Origin of the sequence: Halomonas sp. 113 (genome assembly GCF_904067645.1) — a bacterium.
Classification (GTDB): Bacteria; Pseudomonadota; Gammaproteobacteria; order Pseudomonadales; family Halomonadaceae; genus Vreelandella; species Vreelandella titanicae.
On sequence record NZ_LR881453.1, the window covers coordinates 1,964,920 to 1,980,716 of the forward strand.

13 protein-coding genes are annotated in these 15,797 nt (G+C 56.8%); 9 read left to right on the forward strand and 4 right to left on the reverse strand.

Annotated elements, in window-relative coordinates:
• Positions 1 to 73 precede the first annotated feature (73 nt).
• Together YERSI8AC_RS09180 and sixA are read left to right on the forward strand one after the other, a co-directional pair.
• The gene (locus YERSI8AC_RS09180) at positions 74 to 1,204 is read left to right on the forward strand and encodes an NAD(P)H-dependent glycerol-3-phosphate dehydrogenase (RefSeq protein ID WP_159176623.1); all 1,131 of its coding nucleotides are present in this window, start codon (positions 74 to 76) and stop codon (positions 1,202 to 1,204) included.
• On the forward strand, positions 1,197 to 1,679 hold the full coding sequence (sixA, locus tag YERSI8AC_RS09185) for a phosphohistidine phosphatase SixA (protein ID WP_141441284.1): 483 nt from the start codon (positions 1,197 to 1,199) through the stop codon (positions 1,677 to 1,679). The genes YERSI8AC_RS09180 and sixA overlap by 8 nt, the downstream gene beginning before the upstream one ends.
• Before the next feature lie 51 nt (positions 1,680 to 1,730).
• On the opposite strand, the gene gatB is transcribed toward sixA, so the two are convergent.
• The 3 genes from gatB to gatC form a co-directional block, all read right to left on the reverse strand.
• Entirely contained in the window at positions 1,731 to 3,185 is a 1,455-nt protein-coding gene (gene gatB, locus YERSI8AC_RS09190; RefSeq protein WP_009287767.1) for an Asp-tRNA(Asn)/Glu-tRNA(Gln) amidotransferase subunit GatB, read from the reverse strand.
• Positions 3,185 to 4,645: an Asp-tRNA(Asn)/Glu-tRNA(Gln) amidotransferase subunit GatA gene (gatA, locus tag YERSI8AC_RS09195; protein WP_039859774.1), complete on the reverse strand. Its 1,461-nt coding sequence runs from the start codon at positions 4,643 to 4,645 to the stop codon at positions 3,185 to 3,187. The genes gatB and gatA overlap by 1 nt, the downstream gene beginning before the upstream one ends.
• Before the next feature lie 84 nt (positions 4,646 to 4,729).
• Positions 4,730 to 5,017, reverse strand: coding sequence for an Asp-tRNA(Asn)/Glu-tRNA(Gln) amidotransferase subunit GatC (gene gatC, locus YERSI8AC_RS09200; RefSeq protein WP_022523948.1), 288 nt, complete (start codon positions 5,015 to 5,017; stop codon positions 4,730 to 4,732).
• A 229-nt stretch (positions 5,018 to 5,246) separates the two neighbouring features.
• Between gatC and YERSI8AC_RS09205 the strand changes: the two genes are divergently transcribed.
• From YERSI8AC_RS09205 to tldD, 7 genes are all read left to right on the forward strand, one after another.
• Positions 5,247 to 6,284, forward strand: a complete 1,038-nt coding sequence (locus tag YERSI8AC_RS09205; protein ID WP_007114671.1) for a rod shape-determining protein — start codon at positions 5,247 to 5,249, stop codon at positions 6,282 to 6,284.
• Between the two features lie 24 nt (positions 6,285 to 6,308).
• Positions 6,309 to 7,271: a rod shape-determining protein MreC gene (mreC, locus tag YERSI8AC_RS09210; RefSeq protein ID WP_009287769.1), complete on the forward strand. Its 963-nt coding sequence runs from the start codon at positions 6,309 to 6,311 to the stop codon at positions 7,269 to 7,271.
• On the forward strand, positions 7,271 to 7,759 hold the full coding sequence (gene mreD / locus YERSI8AC_RS09215; RefSeq protein WP_022523947.1) for a rod shape-determining protein MreD: 489 nt from the start codon (positions 7,271 to 7,273) through the stop codon (positions 7,757 to 7,759). The genes mreC and mreD overlap by 1 nt, the downstream gene beginning before the upstream one ends.
• Complete coding sequence (locus YERSI8AC_RS09220) at positions 7,756 to 8,337, forward strand: Maf family protein (protein ID WP_022523946.1); 582 nt, start codon at positions 7,756 to 7,758, stop codon at positions 8,335 to 8,337. Before mreD ends, YERSI8AC_RS09220 begins: the two co-directional genes overlap by 4 nt.
• A 71-nt stretch (positions 8,338 to 8,408) precedes the next feature.
• Positions 8,409 to 9,872 (forward strand): ribonuclease G, encoded by a 1,464-nt coding sequence (rng, locus tag YERSI8AC_RS09225; RefSeq protein WP_022523945.1) that lies wholly within the window; start codon positions 8,409 to 8,411, stop codon positions 9,870 to 9,872.
• Between the two features lie 2 nt (positions 9,873 to 9,874).
• On the forward strand, positions 9,875 to 13,726 hold the full coding sequence (locus YERSI8AC_RS09230) for a YhdP family phospholipid transporter (RefSeq protein WP_159176624.1): 3,852 nt from the start codon (positions 9,875 to 9,877) through the stop codon (positions 13,724 to 13,726).
• On the forward strand, positions 13,723 to 15,174 hold the full coding sequence (tldD, locus tag YERSI8AC_RS09235) for a metalloprotease TldD (protein ID WP_041158047.1): 1,452 nt from the start codon (positions 13,723 to 13,725) through the stop codon (positions 15,172 to 15,174). Before YERSI8AC_RS09230 ends, tldD begins: the two co-directional genes overlap by 4 nt.
• Before the next feature lie 37 nt (positions 15,175 to 15,211).
• Here the strand turns inward: tldD and yjgA are convergent, their stop codons facing one another.
• Positions 15,212 to 15,733, reverse strand: a complete 522-nt coding sequence (gene yjgA, locus YERSI8AC_RS09240) for a ribosome biogenesis factor YjgA (RefSeq protein ID WP_159176625.1) — start codon at positions 15,731 to 15,733, stop codon at positions 15,212 to 15,214.
• Positions 15,734 to 15,797: the final 64 nt, after the last annotated feature.

Below are 15,797 nucleotides of genomic sequence, written 5' to 3' on the forward strand. Positions count from 1 at the left end.
TTAGTGAAGATGCTATGGGTGAAGATGCTAAAGTACCCAGTAAATGTAAGAGACTAACGATCAGGATATCGTCATGGCTGAGCAGCAAACCAATGTCCCAGTGACAACCAACGTAGCGGTGCTGGGAGGCGGTAGTTTTGGTACGGCGCTAGCGAGCATTGCCGCCGATAATGGTGCCCGCGTTCGTCAGTGGATGCGTGACGAAACGCTGGTCACACAAATCAACCAAGAGCACCGTAACGGTCGTTATCTGCCCCACTATGCAATGAATCCGGCCGTGGAGGCCTCAACCGACCTTCAAGCCGTGCTGGCCGACGCGGAGCTAGTACTCATCGCTATTCCATCAAAGGCCTTTCGCAGCGTTGTGCAGGCGGCGAAAGCGTGGTTGAGGCCCGAGCAGATACTGGTCAGTACCACCAAGGGGATCGAGCAAGAAGGCTTTCTGTTGATGAGCCAAGTACTCGAGCAGGAAACGGGCTTTAGTCACATTGGCGTGATTGCGGGCCCAAATCTGGCCTCTGAAATTGCCGATAAGCAGTTAACTGCTACCGTGATTGCCAGCGCTGACCCGCTTACCCGCACCCGCGTACAGCAAGTATTGGGTTGCCGTTACTTTCGTGTGTACGCTAGCGATGACCGTCATGGTGTTGAACTGGGTGGTGCACTGAAAAATATTTATGCGATTGCCGCCGGTATGGCGGCGGCGCTGGGCATGGGCGAAAACACCCGCAGTATGCTGATGACTCGCGCCTTAGCCGAAATGAGCCGCTTTGCCGTCGCCCAGGGTGCTAACCCGATGACCTTTTTAGGACTGGCGGGGGTGGGGGATTTGATCGTTACCTGCTCGTCTAACCTATCGCGCAATTACCGTGTTGGCTACGCCATGGGCGAAGGGCGCACGTTGGAAGAGGCGGTTGATGCCCTTGGCCAGGTCGCAGAAGGGGTGAATACCGTTAAGCTGGTATGCGCTAAAGCGAGTGAAATGGGTGTTTATATGCCGCTGGCGGAAGGTCTCAATCATGTGCTGTTTGACGGCGTGCCCGCCCAGGAGATGGCGCGCACCCTTATGATGGGTGAGCAGAGTAGCGATGTAGAGTTTATTCTGCCCCGTGAAGCCGTACAGCAGGCCCATCGAGACCAAGCTCCTCACAACCACGCTTCTAAGAACCAGGTTTCTAAGGGCAATGGAGGCAGGAATGCCTGATGTGTTGATTATGCGCCACGCTGAGGCCGCACCGGGGTATCCCGACCAAGCGCGTCGATTAACGCCTCATGGTGAGCAGGAGGTCAAAAAAATGGCCCGCTGGCTGACTGAGCGCGTGGCTGATGGGGAGCTGTTTATGCCGCAAATTTATGCCAGCCCCTATTCTCGCGCGCAGCAAACCGCGCAAACGCTATGTGATGCGCTGGGAGCCTCGCTGGAAACGCTGGATTTTATCACTCCGGATGACTCGCCTCATGCAGTAAGCGACTGGTTGCTTGAGCAGCCTGAAGGTGCGCCGATCATGCTGGTCAGCCATATGCCGCTGGTAGGCGAGCTGGCGGGGCTGTTAGTAGAGGGCAGCCCTGCTCAGGGGCTTGGCTTCCCTACCGCCGCCATCGCCGAGCTTGAGGCCGACGTATGGGCGGCAGGCTGTGCGCAGTTGAAGCGATTTACCCAGCCCAGCCAGTTGGCCTAGTTCAAATGTGTGTCATTAAAAAACGGCTGCCTAGGCAGCCGTTTTTAGGTTTTACAGCAGCGCGTCGAGCTTCTCTTTTAGCAAGCCGTTCACCTGCTGTGGGTTGGCGGTGCCGCGTGACGCCTTCATCACCTGACCAACAAAGTAGCCGATCATTTTACCGCGTTTTTCCGGCTCCGAGTCGCAGTACTGGGCGACCTGAGCGGGGCTGTCGGCAATCACTTGGTCGATCATTGCTTCAATGGCGCCGGTGTCGGTCACCTGCTTGAGGCCTTTTGCGTCAATCACCTCATCGGCGGACTCACCCTGACCGTTCCACAGCGCCTGAAAAACCTCTTTAGCGGCTTTGCCGTTAATGGTGTCATCCAGTACGCGGCTGATCAGCTCGCCTAGCTGGCGCGCTGAGATCGGGCTATTGGCAATGCTCAGGTTTTCGCGGTTAAGTGCCCCGGAAAGTTCACCCTGTACCCAGTTAGCTGCCTGCTTGGCATCGCCGCACTCGCTATGCACCGCTTCAAAGAATTCGGCCATATCGCGACTGGCGGAGATGACATTGGCGTCATAAGCAGACAGACCCAGCTCGTTCTGGAAGCGCTCACGCTTATCTGCTGGCAGCTCGGGCAACTGGCCACGCAGGTGGTCAAGATAAGCTTGGTCAAGCACCACCGGCAGCAGGTCAGGGCAGGGGAAGTAACGGTAGTCGTTGGCCTCCTCCTTGGTACGCATGCTGCGGGTTTCATCACGGTCTGGGTCAAACAAGCGGGTTTCTTGAACCACGCTGCCGCCATCTTCGATCAGCTCAATTTGTCGCTCAACCTCAAAGGCAATGGCGCGCTCGACAAAACGGAAAGAGTTAACGTTTTTAATCTCAGCGCGGGTGCCAAAGGCTTCCTGACCTTTGGGGCGTACCGAGACGTTAACGTCGCAACGCATGGAGCCTTCCGCCATATTGCCGTCGGAAATGCCCAGGTAAGTAACGATCGAGTGAATCGCTTTGAGATACGCCGCGGCCTCTTTGGCGCTACGCATATCCGGCTCGGAGACGATCTCCAGTAGCGGCGTGCCAGCACGGTTCAAGTCGATACCGGTCATGCCGTGAAAATCTTCATGCAGCGATTTACCGGCATCTTCCTCAAGGTGGGCATGGTGAATGCGGATACGCTTGGTGCTGCCATCTTCCAGCGTAATCTCAACATCGCCAGGGCCGACGATGGGATGGTACATCTGGCTGGTTTGATAACCCTTGGGCAGGTCGGGGTAGAAGTAATTTTTACGGTCAAACACCGAGACTTCGGCGATATCCGCATGCACCGCCAGGCCAAACTGCACGGCCATGGCCACGGCCTGCTCATTGAGCACTGGCAGCACGCCAGGTAGGCCTAAATCCACCGCGCAGGCCTGGGTGTTTGGCTCGGCGCCAAACGCCGTTGAGGCACCGGAAAAGATTTTTGAACGCGTTGCGAGCTGAACGTGGACTTCAAGCCCAATCACGGTTTCCCATTGCATTAGGCGTACTCCTCGGCAAAGGCAGGACGTTGTAAGTGCCAGTCGGTCGCTTGCTGAAACTGGTGAGCGACGTTAAGCAGCTGCGCTTCGGCAAAGTGGGTGCCCAGAATCTGGAGACCAACGGGGCGGCCACCGGCCAAACCCGCCGGCACGCTGATGCCGGGAATGCCCGCTAGGTTCACCGCGATAGTGTAGATATCCTGCAGGTACATCGACACCGGATCTTTTTTGGCACCCAGGTCAAACGCGGGGGTAGGCGAGGCGGGGCCCATCAGCACGTCGACGTCTTCAAAGGCGTCCAGGAAGTCCTGACGGATCAAACGGCGCACCTGCTGGGCTTTGGTGTAGTAGGCGTCAAAGAAGCCTTCAGAGAGCGTGTGAGTGCCGATCAGGATGCGTCGTTTAACTTCTTCGCCGAAGCCTTCAGCCCGCGAACGTGTGTAGAGATCGATCAAATCGCTGGGATTGTCGCAGCGGTGACCAAAACGCACACCGTCGTAGCGGGACAGGTTGGAAGAGGCTTCCGCGGGGGCGATCACGTAGTAGGCCGGAATCGCATAGTGGGTATGCGGTAGGCTGACCTCACGAACCGTCGCGCCTAGGGATTCGTAAACTTTTACCGCCTCACGGACGGCTTTTTCGACATCAGGGTCTAAACCATCGCCGAAATACTCTTTGGGAAGCCCGATCTTGAGGCCCGAAAGGGGGGCATTGAGGCCTTCCACATAGTCGGGTACGCCGCGGGCAACGCTGGTGGAATCGCGGCCGTCATGGCCCGCAATAACACCCAGTAGGTGGGCGCAATCTTCGGCGCTGCGCGCCATGGGGCCAGCCTGATCAAGGCTTGAGGCGTAGGCAATAATGCCGAAGCGCGACACACGACCATAGGTGGGCTTTAAACCGGTGATGCCACAAAATGCCGCGGGCTGGCGAATCGAGCCGCCGGTGTCGGTACCCATGGCGGCGGGCACCAAACCAGCCGCGACTGCTGCTGCGCTGCCGCCGGAGCTGCCGCCGGGCACCGCTGTCAGATCCCAGGGATTTTTGACCGGGCCGTAGTAGCTGTTTTCGTTGGAGGAGCCCATGGCGAACTCGTCCATATTGGTTTTGCCCAGGCTGATCGTGCCCGCCGCGTTGAGCTTTTCAACCACTGTGGCGTTGTAGGGGGCGATAAAATTATCCAGCATTTTTGAACCGCAGCTGGTTTTCACGCCCTGGGTGCAAAAAATATCTTTGAGCGCTAGGGGAATGCCTGCCAGCGGCCCGGCGTTGCCCGCCGCTCGGGCGTTGTCGGCTACTTCAGCCTGTTTCAGCGCTTGCTCGGCGGTCACGCTGATAAAACTATTCAGCTTGCCGTCAGCCTGTTCGATACGCTGCAAATAGTGAGCGGTCAGCTCGCGGCTTGAGAACTCACCGCTTTTTAGCGCGGCGGCGAGTTGCGTTAAGGTTTTCTCGTACATGACCCAGAAGCTCCGTTCAGGGGAGAAAAAAAGAGGCAATAGTGGTGGCTTGATTAAATATTCGTGCGTTGTTACTCAGCGTACTTATTCAACGACGCGGGGCACGAGATACAGGCCATTTTCCACTGCCGGAGCACAGCGCTGAAACGTGTCGCGCTGGTTGGTTTCCGTCACTTCATCGGCGCGCAGTCGCTGGGTCGCATCTAGCGGATGGGCGAGCGGCGTAACGCCTTCAGTATCGAGGCTTTGTAGCTGGTCGACCATGTCCAGAATCCGGCTTAGGTCGTCTACAAAGCCGCTGGCTTGGTCATCGCTGACAGCGAGTCGGGCCAAGTGAGCGGCCCGGCGCACATGAGATTCTTCAAGCGCCATGATCGATATTTCCTCATAAACGTGATGGAACATAATCGGCTTTAAGCGGTATACATACCGATATCAAAAAAACGTCTTGTGTTGCAGACGTGGAAAATAGCCGCAAAAGGTACCACATCTTGGCCTTAACGGGCAGTGTTAGGCGTGACTCGTGCTTGCTGCCAGGGGGTTGCGGTGATACCGTTTGCATCCGCACAGGGTTCCCGGTCTGCACTAGGTAACAACATCCATGTTTAAACGTTTGAGGGGGCTGTTTTCCAGCGATCTATCGATCGACTTGGGTACGGCCAACACACTGATTTATGTTCGCGGTCGCGGTATCGTGCTCGATGAGCCGTCCGTGGTTGCTATCCGCCAGTCTGGCAATATGCGCAGCGTCGCGGCAGTTGGTACTGATGCCAAGCGAATGCTGGGGCGTACGCCCGGCAATATTACCGCGATTCGGCCGATGAAAGATGGCGTTATTGCCGACTTCACCGTCACCGAGCAGATGCTTCAGCACTTTATCCGTAAAGTTCACCAAAGCACCTTCTTAACCCCCAGTCCACGCGTTCTGGTATGCGTTCCTTGCATGTCAACACAAGTAGAACGTCGGGCGATTCGTGAGTCTGCCGAAGGGGCAGGTGCCCGCGAGGTGTTCTTGATCGAAGAACCCATGGCGGCGGCAATTGGCGCTGGCCTTCCGGTTGATGAAGCGCAGGGGTCGATGGTGGTGGATATCGGTGGTGGTACCACTGAAATCGCGATTATTTCACTCAACGGCGTGGTCTACTCCGAATCGATTCGGGTGGGCGGCGACCGCTTTGATGAGGCCATTACCGCCTATGTACGTCGTCACTACGGCAGCCTGATAGGCGAAGCGACAGCCGAGCGCATCAAGGAAGAGATTGGTTGCGCCTACCCCGGTGGCGAACTGCGCGAAATTGACGTGCGCGGTCGTAATCTGGCCGAAGGCATTCCACGCAGCTTCACGCTCAATTCCCACGAAACCCTGGAAGCATTGCAAGAAACCCTGGGTTCTATCGTGGCCGCAATTAAGAGCGCCCTTGAGCAGTCACCGCCTGAGTTGGCATCCGACATCGCTGAGCGAGGCTTGGTGCTAACGGGCGGTGGGGCGCTGTTGCGCGACCTGGACAAGCTGATCGCTGAAGAGACAGGGTTGCCAGTAATTGTTGCCGAAGACCCGTTGACCTGCGTTGCTCGCGGCGGTGGTAAGGCGCTGGAGATGATTGATCAGCACACCTTTGAGTTGCTGTCGAGCGACTAATCGCAGCGGTTAATTGCGGGGGGATTGCCTATTAAACCGCTGTTTTCGCACGGGCCACTGCCGGGCTACCGGCTGTTTTTTTGCGTCTTGGCCGCCAGTGCATTGATGTTTGTCGACCAGCATTTCACGCGTATGGAGAAAGTGCGCGCGCAAATGTCGATGGTCGTTGCTCCTATTCAATGGGTCGTCAGTGTGCCTAGCGACCTGTTGAATTGGGGGTCGCTTGCGCTCTCCGATCAGCAGGCGTTGGTGGATGAAAACCGTCGCCTGCGTGAGCAGATTCTCACCCTTTCCCATCGTGGTCAGCGAATGGCGAATTTGACCGCGGAAAACAGCGAGCTGCGCGAATTGCTAAAAGCCGCGAAGCGGCGTGATATTCCTTATATCACCGCCGAACTGTTGTCGCTTGATAACGACCCCTTTAGTCATCAGATGGTGATTAATCGCGGCCATCGCAATGGCACCTACGTGGGGCAGCCGGTGATTGATGCCTCGGGCTTGGTGGGGCAAATTACCGCGGTCTCTGCCTACTCAAGTCGGGTACTGCTGTTAGCTGATGCCAGTCATGCGTTGCCGGTTCAGTTAAACCGCAATGGCTTACGTTTTATCGTCCAAGGGGCGGGGCGTTACAGCAGCGTTAATGTGATGCACGTACCTGATACGGCTGATATCCGTGAAGGTGATTTACTGACCACATCGGGCTTGGCTGGACGCTTTCCTCCGGGTTACCCCGTGGCGCGAGTCACCGAGGTGTTTCACGATCCGGGGCAGCCTTTTGCTCGCGTGACGGCCGAACCGATGGCTCAACTGCAGCGCTCGCGTCATTTCTTGCTACTTTTTCCGCCCCCGCGAGAGGAGGTAGAAGAACATGCCTGGGATGAGACGCTGGATATCTCCGCAGAGGCCTTGCGCTCTTCACTCCAGCTTTCAACAAGCCCCAACAATGCGTTGCGCGACTCAAATGCATCATCTCAAGAGGTGCCCTGATGCCACGAGCACCGATTGTTCCGCTAGTGATTATTTGGTTTAGTTTGGTCTTGGCTCTTTGCTTGCAGGTGATGCCGCTGGCCGATGGCTGGCAGGTATATCGCCCCGAGTGGTTAGGGCTGATGCTGATCTACTGGTGTATGCGCACACCCGACAGAGTCGGCGTTTTTCATGGCTTTGTGCTGGGGATTTTGATGGATTTAATTGAAGGCACCGTGCTGGGCCAGCATGCGCTTATTTATGCACTGCTGGCCTTCTTGTGTGCGCTGGTCTATCCCCGCTTCCGTGCTTATTCACTAGTACAGCAATCAGCGCTGGTGCTGGTGCTGTTGGGCTTGATGCAGCTAGTCGCTCAATGGCTACGCACTATCGTGGGTGATTTTTCGATTCATTTAGCCTTTTTGATTCCCGCGCTGATCAGTGCGTTGCTATGGCCATGGCTAGCGACGATGTTTCAAGCATTAGAACGTCGGTTGGCCGCTTCATGACTGCGCCTGTTTTGTGTTTAGCGTCTGCCTCTCCACGCCGTCGAGCTTTGCTGGCATCCATTGGTGTGCCGGTCGCGGTTCACCCTTGTGATATTGATGAGACTCCGCAGGTGGGTGAGTCGGCTCAAGCGTATGTGCAGCGCTTAGCAGTTGCCAAAGCCGAGGCAGCAGCCCCTTTTACCCACTTGCCTATCCTAGGTTCAGATACCGCTGTGGTGGTCGATGGGCGTATCCTAGGTAAACCAGCGAATGCTGAGGAGGGCGCCGAGATGCTGCGGCTGCTTTCGGGGCGGTGCCACGAGGTGCTTACCGCTGTGGCGATAAGTGGGCCAGAAGGTATGCTCTCCTCCTGCGTGACTACTCAGGTGACAATGCGTGAGATAAGCGCTGATGAAATCGTTGCCTATTGGCGCACGGGTGAACCTGCTGATAAGGCTGGTGGCTACGCAATACAGGGGTTAGCCGCCATATTTGTAAAACAGATTCAAGGCAGTCACTCAGCAGTGGTAGGGCTACCGCTGTATGAGACGACGCACTTGCTATGCCGACAGGGAGTTCCTATCTGGCAGCGCGTTTAATTCTCTAGATATAGAGGGCAACGCCGCCTGTATCGCTGGCAAGGAATACGTCAACCAACAAGGAATTTTGCATGAGCGGTGAAGTTCTCATCAATTTAACGCCAATGGAAACCCGCGTCGCGCTGGTTGAAAATGGCGTTTTGCAAGAGGCACTGATCGAGCGTTCCCGTCGGCGTGGCATCGTGGGCAATATCTACAAAGGCAAAGTAGTGCGTGTGTTGCCTGGTATGCAGGCTGCCTTTGTTGATATTGGCTTAGAGCGGGCGGCATTTATTCATGCCCACGAAGTGATGCCACCCGGCACGCCGCTCGATGAGCAGCAGACCATCGGCCAGTTGCTTCATGAAGGTCAGGCGTTGGTGGTGCAAGCGACCAAAGACCCTATTGGAAGTAAAGGTGCGCGCTTAACCACGCACCTCTCGATCCCTTCCCGCTATTTGGTGTATATGCCCGACTCGCCGCATCACGGCGTTTCGCAGCGCATCGAGGATGAGCGTGAACGCGAGCGTTTAAAAGCCCTGCTGGATAACAGCGTGGCGGAGCAGACGCTGGAAGTGACGGGTGGCTTTATTGTCCGAACTGCCGCGGAAGGCGTAGGTGACGAAGAGCTAAAAGGCGATATGCACTTTCTGTTGCGGCTGTGGCGTAAGGTGAGTGAGCGTAAAGTCACCGCGACGCCACAAAGCGTCATTTATGATGATTTGCCGCTCTTTATGCGCACTCTGCGCGACGTAATGCGCGACGATATTGAAAAAGTGCGTATCGATTCGCGGGAAAACTTCGTCAAACTGGTCGAGTTTGCCGAAGAGTTTATGCCCGATGCCGTTGAGCGGATTGAGTACTACCCAGGTGAGCGCCCCATCTTTGATCTCTACAGTGTCGAGGATGAGATCCAGAAAGCCTTGGGTCGCAAGGTGCAGCTGAAATCCGGTGGCTATCTGGTGATTGACCCCACCGAGGCAATGACCACCATTGATGTTAATACCGGCGGCTATGTAGGTCACCGCAACCTTGAAGAGACCATTTTCAAAACCAACCTTGAGGCGGCCACGGCGATTGCCCGCCAACTTCGGTTGCGCAACCTGGGCGGCATCATCATTATCGACTTTATCGATATGAGCGATGTTGAGCATCAGCGGCAAGTGTTGCGAGTATTGGAAAAAGCCTTAGAGCGCGACCACGCTAAAACCAAGTGTACCGGTGTCACCGAGCTTGGCTTGGTTCAGCTTACCCGCAAGCGCACCCGGGAGAGCCTGGAGCAAACGCTCTGCGAAGCATGCCCCACCTGTAGTGGCCGGGGCACACTTAAAACGCCTGAGACTGTCTGCTACGAAATTTTCCGTGAAATTCTGCGCGAAGAGCGTGCCTACAGTGCTGAAACTTATATGGTGCTTGCATCGCAGCCCGTTGTTGACCGCTTACTAGATGAAGAGTCAGCGGCAGTGGCTGACCTGGAGACGTTTATCAATAAAACGATCCGTTTTCAGGTTGAGCAACACTACTCCCAAGAGCAGTACGATATTGTGCTGATGTAACCATGCTGACTCGTTCGCTGGTGCGTTGGAGTTTGCTGATAGCGGCCTGGCTTTTGGGCAGCGCGGCTGTGCTGCTGTTGCTGCTGCGTCTAGCGATCAGCCAATCCGATGCCCTTACCCCCCACATTGAAGCGTTACTCGAGGCGCGCATTGGCGTGCCGGTGACCATCGATCGCTTATCGCTATCGCTAGCGCGTAGCGATCTACTGCTACGGCTTGACGGGGTGAACGCGGAAACCCCCGATGGCCAAGCACTCTTTTCCCTTGAGCATGCGGGACTGCGCTTAGATACCTGGGCGTCGTTTGCCAATCTGGCACCGATTTTTAGTGATGCGCGTATCAGTGGTACACAGGTTCACCTCTATCAAGGTTCGGGGAGGTCTTTACAGTGGCCTGAGCCTGCGGAGTTACCGCTATTGATGGCGGCAGAACCCGATGTGGATCTGGCCACAATTGATAGCTGGGCGGGCTTGATTCTACGCCAACGCCTGTGGGTGGATGACACGCGGGTTGTACTGCACGGCAAAGACGACACCGTGATGCTGCATGCTCAGACACTGCTGCTGACCGGTGATGAGCGGCGCACAAGGTTAGAGGGCGCCATCAATATTGCCCCATCGTTAGAGCAGGCTCGCGATATAGACCTTCCTGCGGCGGAAATGAAGGTCGAAATGCAGCCCGGCCGACGAGGTTTTAGCGATTTTTCGGCAGCACTGCAGTTGGATATTCAGCTTGATCAGTTAGTGGTTCTGGCGGATATGTTTCGACCTGATCATGCCGCCTATTTAGAGCAAGCCGGGGGCAGTGCGCGGCTATGGGGGCGTTGGACCACCGGGCGCCTTGAGGAAGCTCGTGTTGCCGTCGACGTTCCACAGTTGACGCTTCGCCACCAGGTTCAGTACGCGGTGTTAAGAGATATTAAGGCTAATGGCCTGTGGCAGCGCGACGGCGAAGGTGGTGAGGCGTGGCTAAGCGGCGACGCGGAGAGCGTTGAGTGGGCCCAGCCCCCTGGAGGTAACGTTGGGCCAGCGTTGCCACGCCACTGGCATGCCACCCACCAACCAGGACAGTGGGAAGTGCGCACCAGCGCCTTTGAGCTTGCCTCGCTGACCGCTTGGCGTGACTACGTATTGCTCCCTGAATCCGTCACCCGGGTATTACAAACCCTCGCTCCCCGTGGGCAAGTCGAGGGTTTGCACGTGGGGCAGCAGGATGGCCACTGGGGAGTGGATGCGGCGCTAACCGGCGTGGAGGTCTCACCGTGGCAGCAGGCACCGGGCGGAGGCCCGCTGGATGCCTGGGTACAGGCGCGGGATTTACGCGGCCGCGTGCTGTTTAGCAGCAACGGTGAAAGCACCCTCTACTTTCCTGAGTTTTTTGCCGCTCCCATGCAACTGCGACGTGCTGAAGGGGAAGTGGAGTGGGTATACGACGGCCCCAATACCATGGTGAGTGGCAAGCGCCTAAGCGTCGACTGGGACGGCGCCCAGATAGCGGGCGGCTTTGGTTTGGTGACGGGTAATCAGCGCGGGCATTTTGGTTTAGACCTCAATTTCAGTGACGTGGATGCTGTTGAGCGTCCGCTGGCCCAGTGGTTGCCGCTCAGCGTCATGGATGACGAGCTTCGCGAATGGCTGCTTAATGATATTGGTGGCTACGTGAGCGAGGGCTCCCTACAGCTTAGCCAACCGTTAGGCGAAGGGGCGACCGCCAACGACTTTACTGCAACGCTCGCTCTGGCGGTGACCCAAGGACATTTGCCGATTGCGCCAGGCTGGCCACGTCTTGACGACGTCGAGGGGCGTTTAAAGTGGCAAAACAGAGTGTTAGAAGCTGAAATTGATAACGCTCAGAGCCATGGCATCACTGCTTCAGAGGGTGAGGTGGTGATGGAGGATGAGACGCTCAACCTTTCGGGGCAGTTAACATCGGATGGGCCAGCGCTGATATCATTTTTACAGGCAATGCCCGAGATTGATCTTTCCCCACTAAGTGATTTGCGCGTAACGGGTGGCGTTAACGGCGATATTGCGTTGTCGTTGCCGTTGGCAAACCCTGAAGCGCTGCAACTGGAAATCAATGCTCGGCCACGCTTTCCGGAAGTGGTGTATAAACCGCTCGATCTACGTCTTCAATCGGTTGAGGGGGATCTCGCCTGGCTTCAAAACGGGAAGAGTTCAGGTCTCGTCGGTGAGGTTAGTGGGCAGTTGCTGGGAGGCCCTATCAACGCTGATATTGATACTCAACGCAACGACATACAGCTGCAGGGGAGTGTCGCCACTGGGGCGCTTTTTGGGCTTGCAGGGTTGGATAGTCAAGGGCGTATGCCGCTAGAAGGACCGCTAGAGTGGCAGGGCAGTGTCGCCCTAACGCCAACGCCCATCCTGCGCTTGGAGAGTCGTTTAGTCGGCGTCACCAGTCATCTTCCCGAGCCCTTTGCAAAATCGCCACAGCAGGCCTGGCCCTGGACATTAACCGCCGATATGGACACAAAACGTATCGAAAGCCGCCTAGCCGATATCGCTTCTGCACGACTGCAACAGCTTAATGGCTCGCTTGCCGGGACGCTAAATTTAGGCAGCCAGGCGGTGCGCCTGCCCGACTGGCCCTCCCAGCCAGGGGTTAGTATCGATGCTGCCCTACCTCGCATTGACCCGCTAGCGTGGCAGCAGGCGATTTCACCGCTAATGCCCAGCGGGTTGCTCAGTGCGTCGGGTGGAGGTACTCAAATACCGTTGGCGGTCTCGTTAGCCACACCCTGTGTGGTTTACCAAAGGGAGTGTTTAGGCAGCCTTAACGCGTCGGGAGGCGTGAACGATGGCCGGATCGATTTGGGGCTAAGCGGTAATCTGGTCACTGGGCATTTACTGTACGATGCTCAATCACCGCAACCGTTAGATGTGGCCATTGAAGCGCTGGCGCTTGATCGCTTGCTGGCGTTAGCCAATGTTGAACACGACAGCGATGCTCCGATGCCAGACTCCTGGATGGAAACGGTCGACACCCAGCGCAAGGTGCCTGTGGCCATTCCTGATTGGCTAGCCGATGTGCCCAATGGACGATTACGCTTAGCCGAAATTGCTATGGGGCCGCGCCGCTTCGGCCCTTTGACTGCTTACTGGAAAACTGACGGCGAGCGTTTTTCGCTTACCCCCGTTGGCTTAACCCTGGGTCAGCTCTCTGCGCGAGGTGAGCTTTACTGGGAGGGGGACGCTGTTTCCAGTCATACCCGTGCGGACATTACGATTCAGGGTGGCGACATCGGCACCGCCCTTGAGCGTCTTGACCAACCGGTGGCCATGCGTAGCCGAAGTACCGATGTGGCTGCTTCGCTTGATTGGCCGGGGGCGCCCTGGCAGTTGGAGTTAAGCCGCTCAGATGGCTATATCAGTACCGACATTCGTGATGGCCGCTTTGTCACTCTGGAATCGGCACCTGCGCGCTTAATTGGCTTGCTCAATTTCGATAATATTTTACGTCGTCTACGCTTGGATTTTTCCGACGTTACCGGCCGCGGCACGGCATTTGACCGTGTTAAGGGGACGGCTGATGTTACTGGTGAGTTGCTGACGCTGCGCGGGCCATTGCAAATTGATACTCCGGCCACCACCCTAACGCTTACCGGCAGTGTCAACCTGGTGACGCGTGAACTTGACCAGCGGCTTGGCGTCACACTACCAGTGACGCAAAGTTTACCGATCGCGGCGATTGCCGTTGGCGCACCCATCGTGGGTGGCGCGCTGTTCCTTGCTGACCAGCTGTTTGGCGACGCCTTAGATCGCGCCACGACACTCCATTATCGCGTGCGAGGCCCTTGGACTTCGCCGCAGGTTACTTTAGAAGGCCCCCAATGACCGCATATAAAAGTGATGTAGATACGGCCGCTGCCATTCTGTTGACCCCCGGAGGGCTCGATTTAGAGGCTCTGGAAACGGGGTTGGGCTACGCCATGGGCGCGGGCATTGACTATGCCGATCTCTATTTCCAGCGTACCTGGCAAGAGGGCTGGGTACTGGAGGATGGAGAGGTAAAAGAGGCCAGCTACAATATTGACGGTGGCGTCGGCGTACGCTCACTGGCAGGTGAAAAGACTGGCTTTGCCTACTCCAACCAAATAACGGCCGATGCGCTAATGGACACCGGCCGCACGGCGGCAGGCATCGTCCGCAGCGGTCAACGTCTGCCTGGACAGTTGGTGCGCCCGGTATCCGCCATGTCGCGCTATGCGGGAATCGACCCCCTGGCCGGGCTAAGCGCGGAAGACAAAGTCGCCATGCTAAAACAGGCTGACAAAATCGCGCGTGCTGCAGACCCGAGCATCAGTCAAGTGAGTGCTTCTCTTTCAGGTACCTACGAAGTAGTGCTGGTGCGGGCAAGCGATGGCACCTTGGCGGCGGATATTCGCCCGCTGGTGCGCTTTAATGTCAGCGTTATCGCGGTTAAAAATGGTCGTCGTGAGCGTGGCAGTGCGGGCGGCGGTGGCCGTTACTCCATGGCCAAGCTGCGCGATGACCAAGTTGCCGAGCAGTACGCCAAAGAGGCGGTGCGTCAGGCACTGGTCAACCTGGAAGCCGTCGATGCGCCCGCGGGGCAAATGCCTGTGGTGCTGGCGTCGGGGTGGCCGGGAATTTTGCTTCATGAAGCCGTCGGCCATGGTTTGGAAGGGGATTTCAACCGTAAGGGCAGTTCCGCTTTTGCTGGCAAAATGGGCGAGCGCGTGGCCGCAAAAGGCGTGACGATTGTCGATGATGCGACACTATCGGATTGCCGTGGCTCGATGAGCGTGGATGACGAGGGCACGCCGGGCCAATACACGCCGCTTATCGAAGACGGCATTTTGACCGGCTATATGCAGGACAAACTCAATGCCCGCTTAATGGGTATGGCTCCCACAGGCAATGCGCGACGCGAATCCTTTGCCCACCTGCCGATGCCGCGCATGACGAATACGGTCATGCTTGCGGGCCAAGATGAGCCCAGCGATATTATCAAAAGCGTTAAGCGCGGTATTTACGCGGTGAGCTTTGGGGGCGGGCAGGTGGATATCACCTCTGGCAAATTTGTGTTCTCTGCCAGCGAAGCCTACTTGATTGAAGACGGTAAGGTGACGGTGCCGGTGAAAGGCGCCACCTTGATTGGTAACGGGCCGGAAGCGATGCAGCGTGTTTCCATGATTGGCCATGATATGGCGCTGGATACCGGCATTGGCGTGTGTGGTAAAGAAGGGCAGGGCGTGCCGGTGGGTGTGGGCCAGCCCACCCTGAAATTGGATGAGCTGACCGTCGGCGGCACGCAGTCTTGATAGGCGGTCTTGAAAAACCGTCTTAAAGAGGCTGTTTTTAAAGTGCGAGGGTTTCGCGCAGGTGTTTGAAGAGCTTGCGCGAGCTGGTCGGCGGTTTGCCCTGTTCGCGTTCCCGCTGGGCGTTGCGAATCAATTGACGCAGTGTCTGGCGATCGGCGTCGGGGTGCTCCGCCATAAACAGGTCAACTGCCGCATCGCCCTCGTCAATTAAGCGTTCCCGCCATTTTTCCAGTCGGTGGAACGCGTGGTCGCGCTGCTTTTGCTCCTGGTCGATGGAGTCGAACACGGCTTGAATGGCGGTAAGATCCTCTTTACGGATCAGCTTACCGACATACTGCATATGGCGGCGGCGACCTTCATGGGAGCGAATACGCGAGGTTTCCTCGATAGCGCGTAGCATATCGTCAGAGAGGGGGAAACGGGCGCGTTCCGCCGGTCGCATGGCGATTAAGGTTTCCCCAAGTGCCTGTAAGGCATGCATTTCGCGTTTGAGTTGCGACTTGCTAGGGCGTTCTTCCTGTTCTTCTACTTCAACGGGATCGGGACGTTGCTTACGCATAGTGTGACTCACAGACAAGATTCGTGGCGGCATTATACCAGCTGCGAGTACAACATTGATTCGC

Bases quoted from the DNA above. Each gene is read 5' to 3' on its own strand.
- YERSI8AC_RS09180 (WP_159176623.1), top strand. From the start codon at position 74: ATGGCTGAGCAGCAAACCAATGTCCCAGTGACAACCAACGTAGCGGTG.
- sixA (WP_141441284.1), top strand. From the start codon at position 1,197: ATGCCTGATGTGTTGATTATGCGCCACGCTGAGGCCGCACCGGGGTAT.
- gatB (WP_009287767.1), bottom strand. From the start codon at position 3,185: ATGCAATGGGAAACCGTGATTGGGCTTGAAGTCCACGTTCAGCTCGCA.
- gatA (WP_039859774.1), bottom strand. From the start codon at position 4,645: ATGTACGAGAAAACCTTAACGCAACTCGCCGCCGCGCTAAAAAGCGGT.
- gatC (WP_022523948.1), bottom strand. From the start codon at position 5,017: ATGGCGCTTGAAGAATCTCATGTGCGCCGGGCCGCTCACTTGGCCCGA.
- YERSI8AC_RS09205 (WP_007114671.1), top strand. From the start codon at position 5,247: ATGTTTAAACGTTTGAGGGGGCTGTTTTCCAGCGATCTATCGATCGAC.
- mreD (WP_022523947.1), top strand. From the start codon at position 7,271: ATGCCACGAGCACCGATTGTTCCGCTAGTGATTATTTGGTTTAGTTTG.
- YERSI8AC_RS09220 (WP_022523946.1), top strand. From the start codon at position 7,756: ATGACTGCGCCTGTTTTGTGTTTAGCGTCTGCCTCTCCACGCCGTCGA.
- rng (WP_022523945.1), top strand. From the start codon at position 8,409: ATGAGCGGTGAAGTTCTCATCAATTTAACGCCAATGGAAACCCGCGTC.
- YERSI8AC_RS09230 (WP_159176624.1), top strand. From the start codon at position 9,875: ATGCTGACTCGTTCGCTGGTGCGTTGGAGTTTGCTGATAGCGGCCTGG.
- tldD (WP_041158047.1), top strand. From the start codon at position 13,723: ATGACCGCATATAAAAGTGATGTAGATACGGCCGCTGCCATTCTGTTG.
- yjgA (WP_159176625.1), bottom strand. From the start codon at position 15,733: ATGCGTAAGCAACGTCCCGATCCCGTTGAAGTAGAAGAACAGGAAGAA.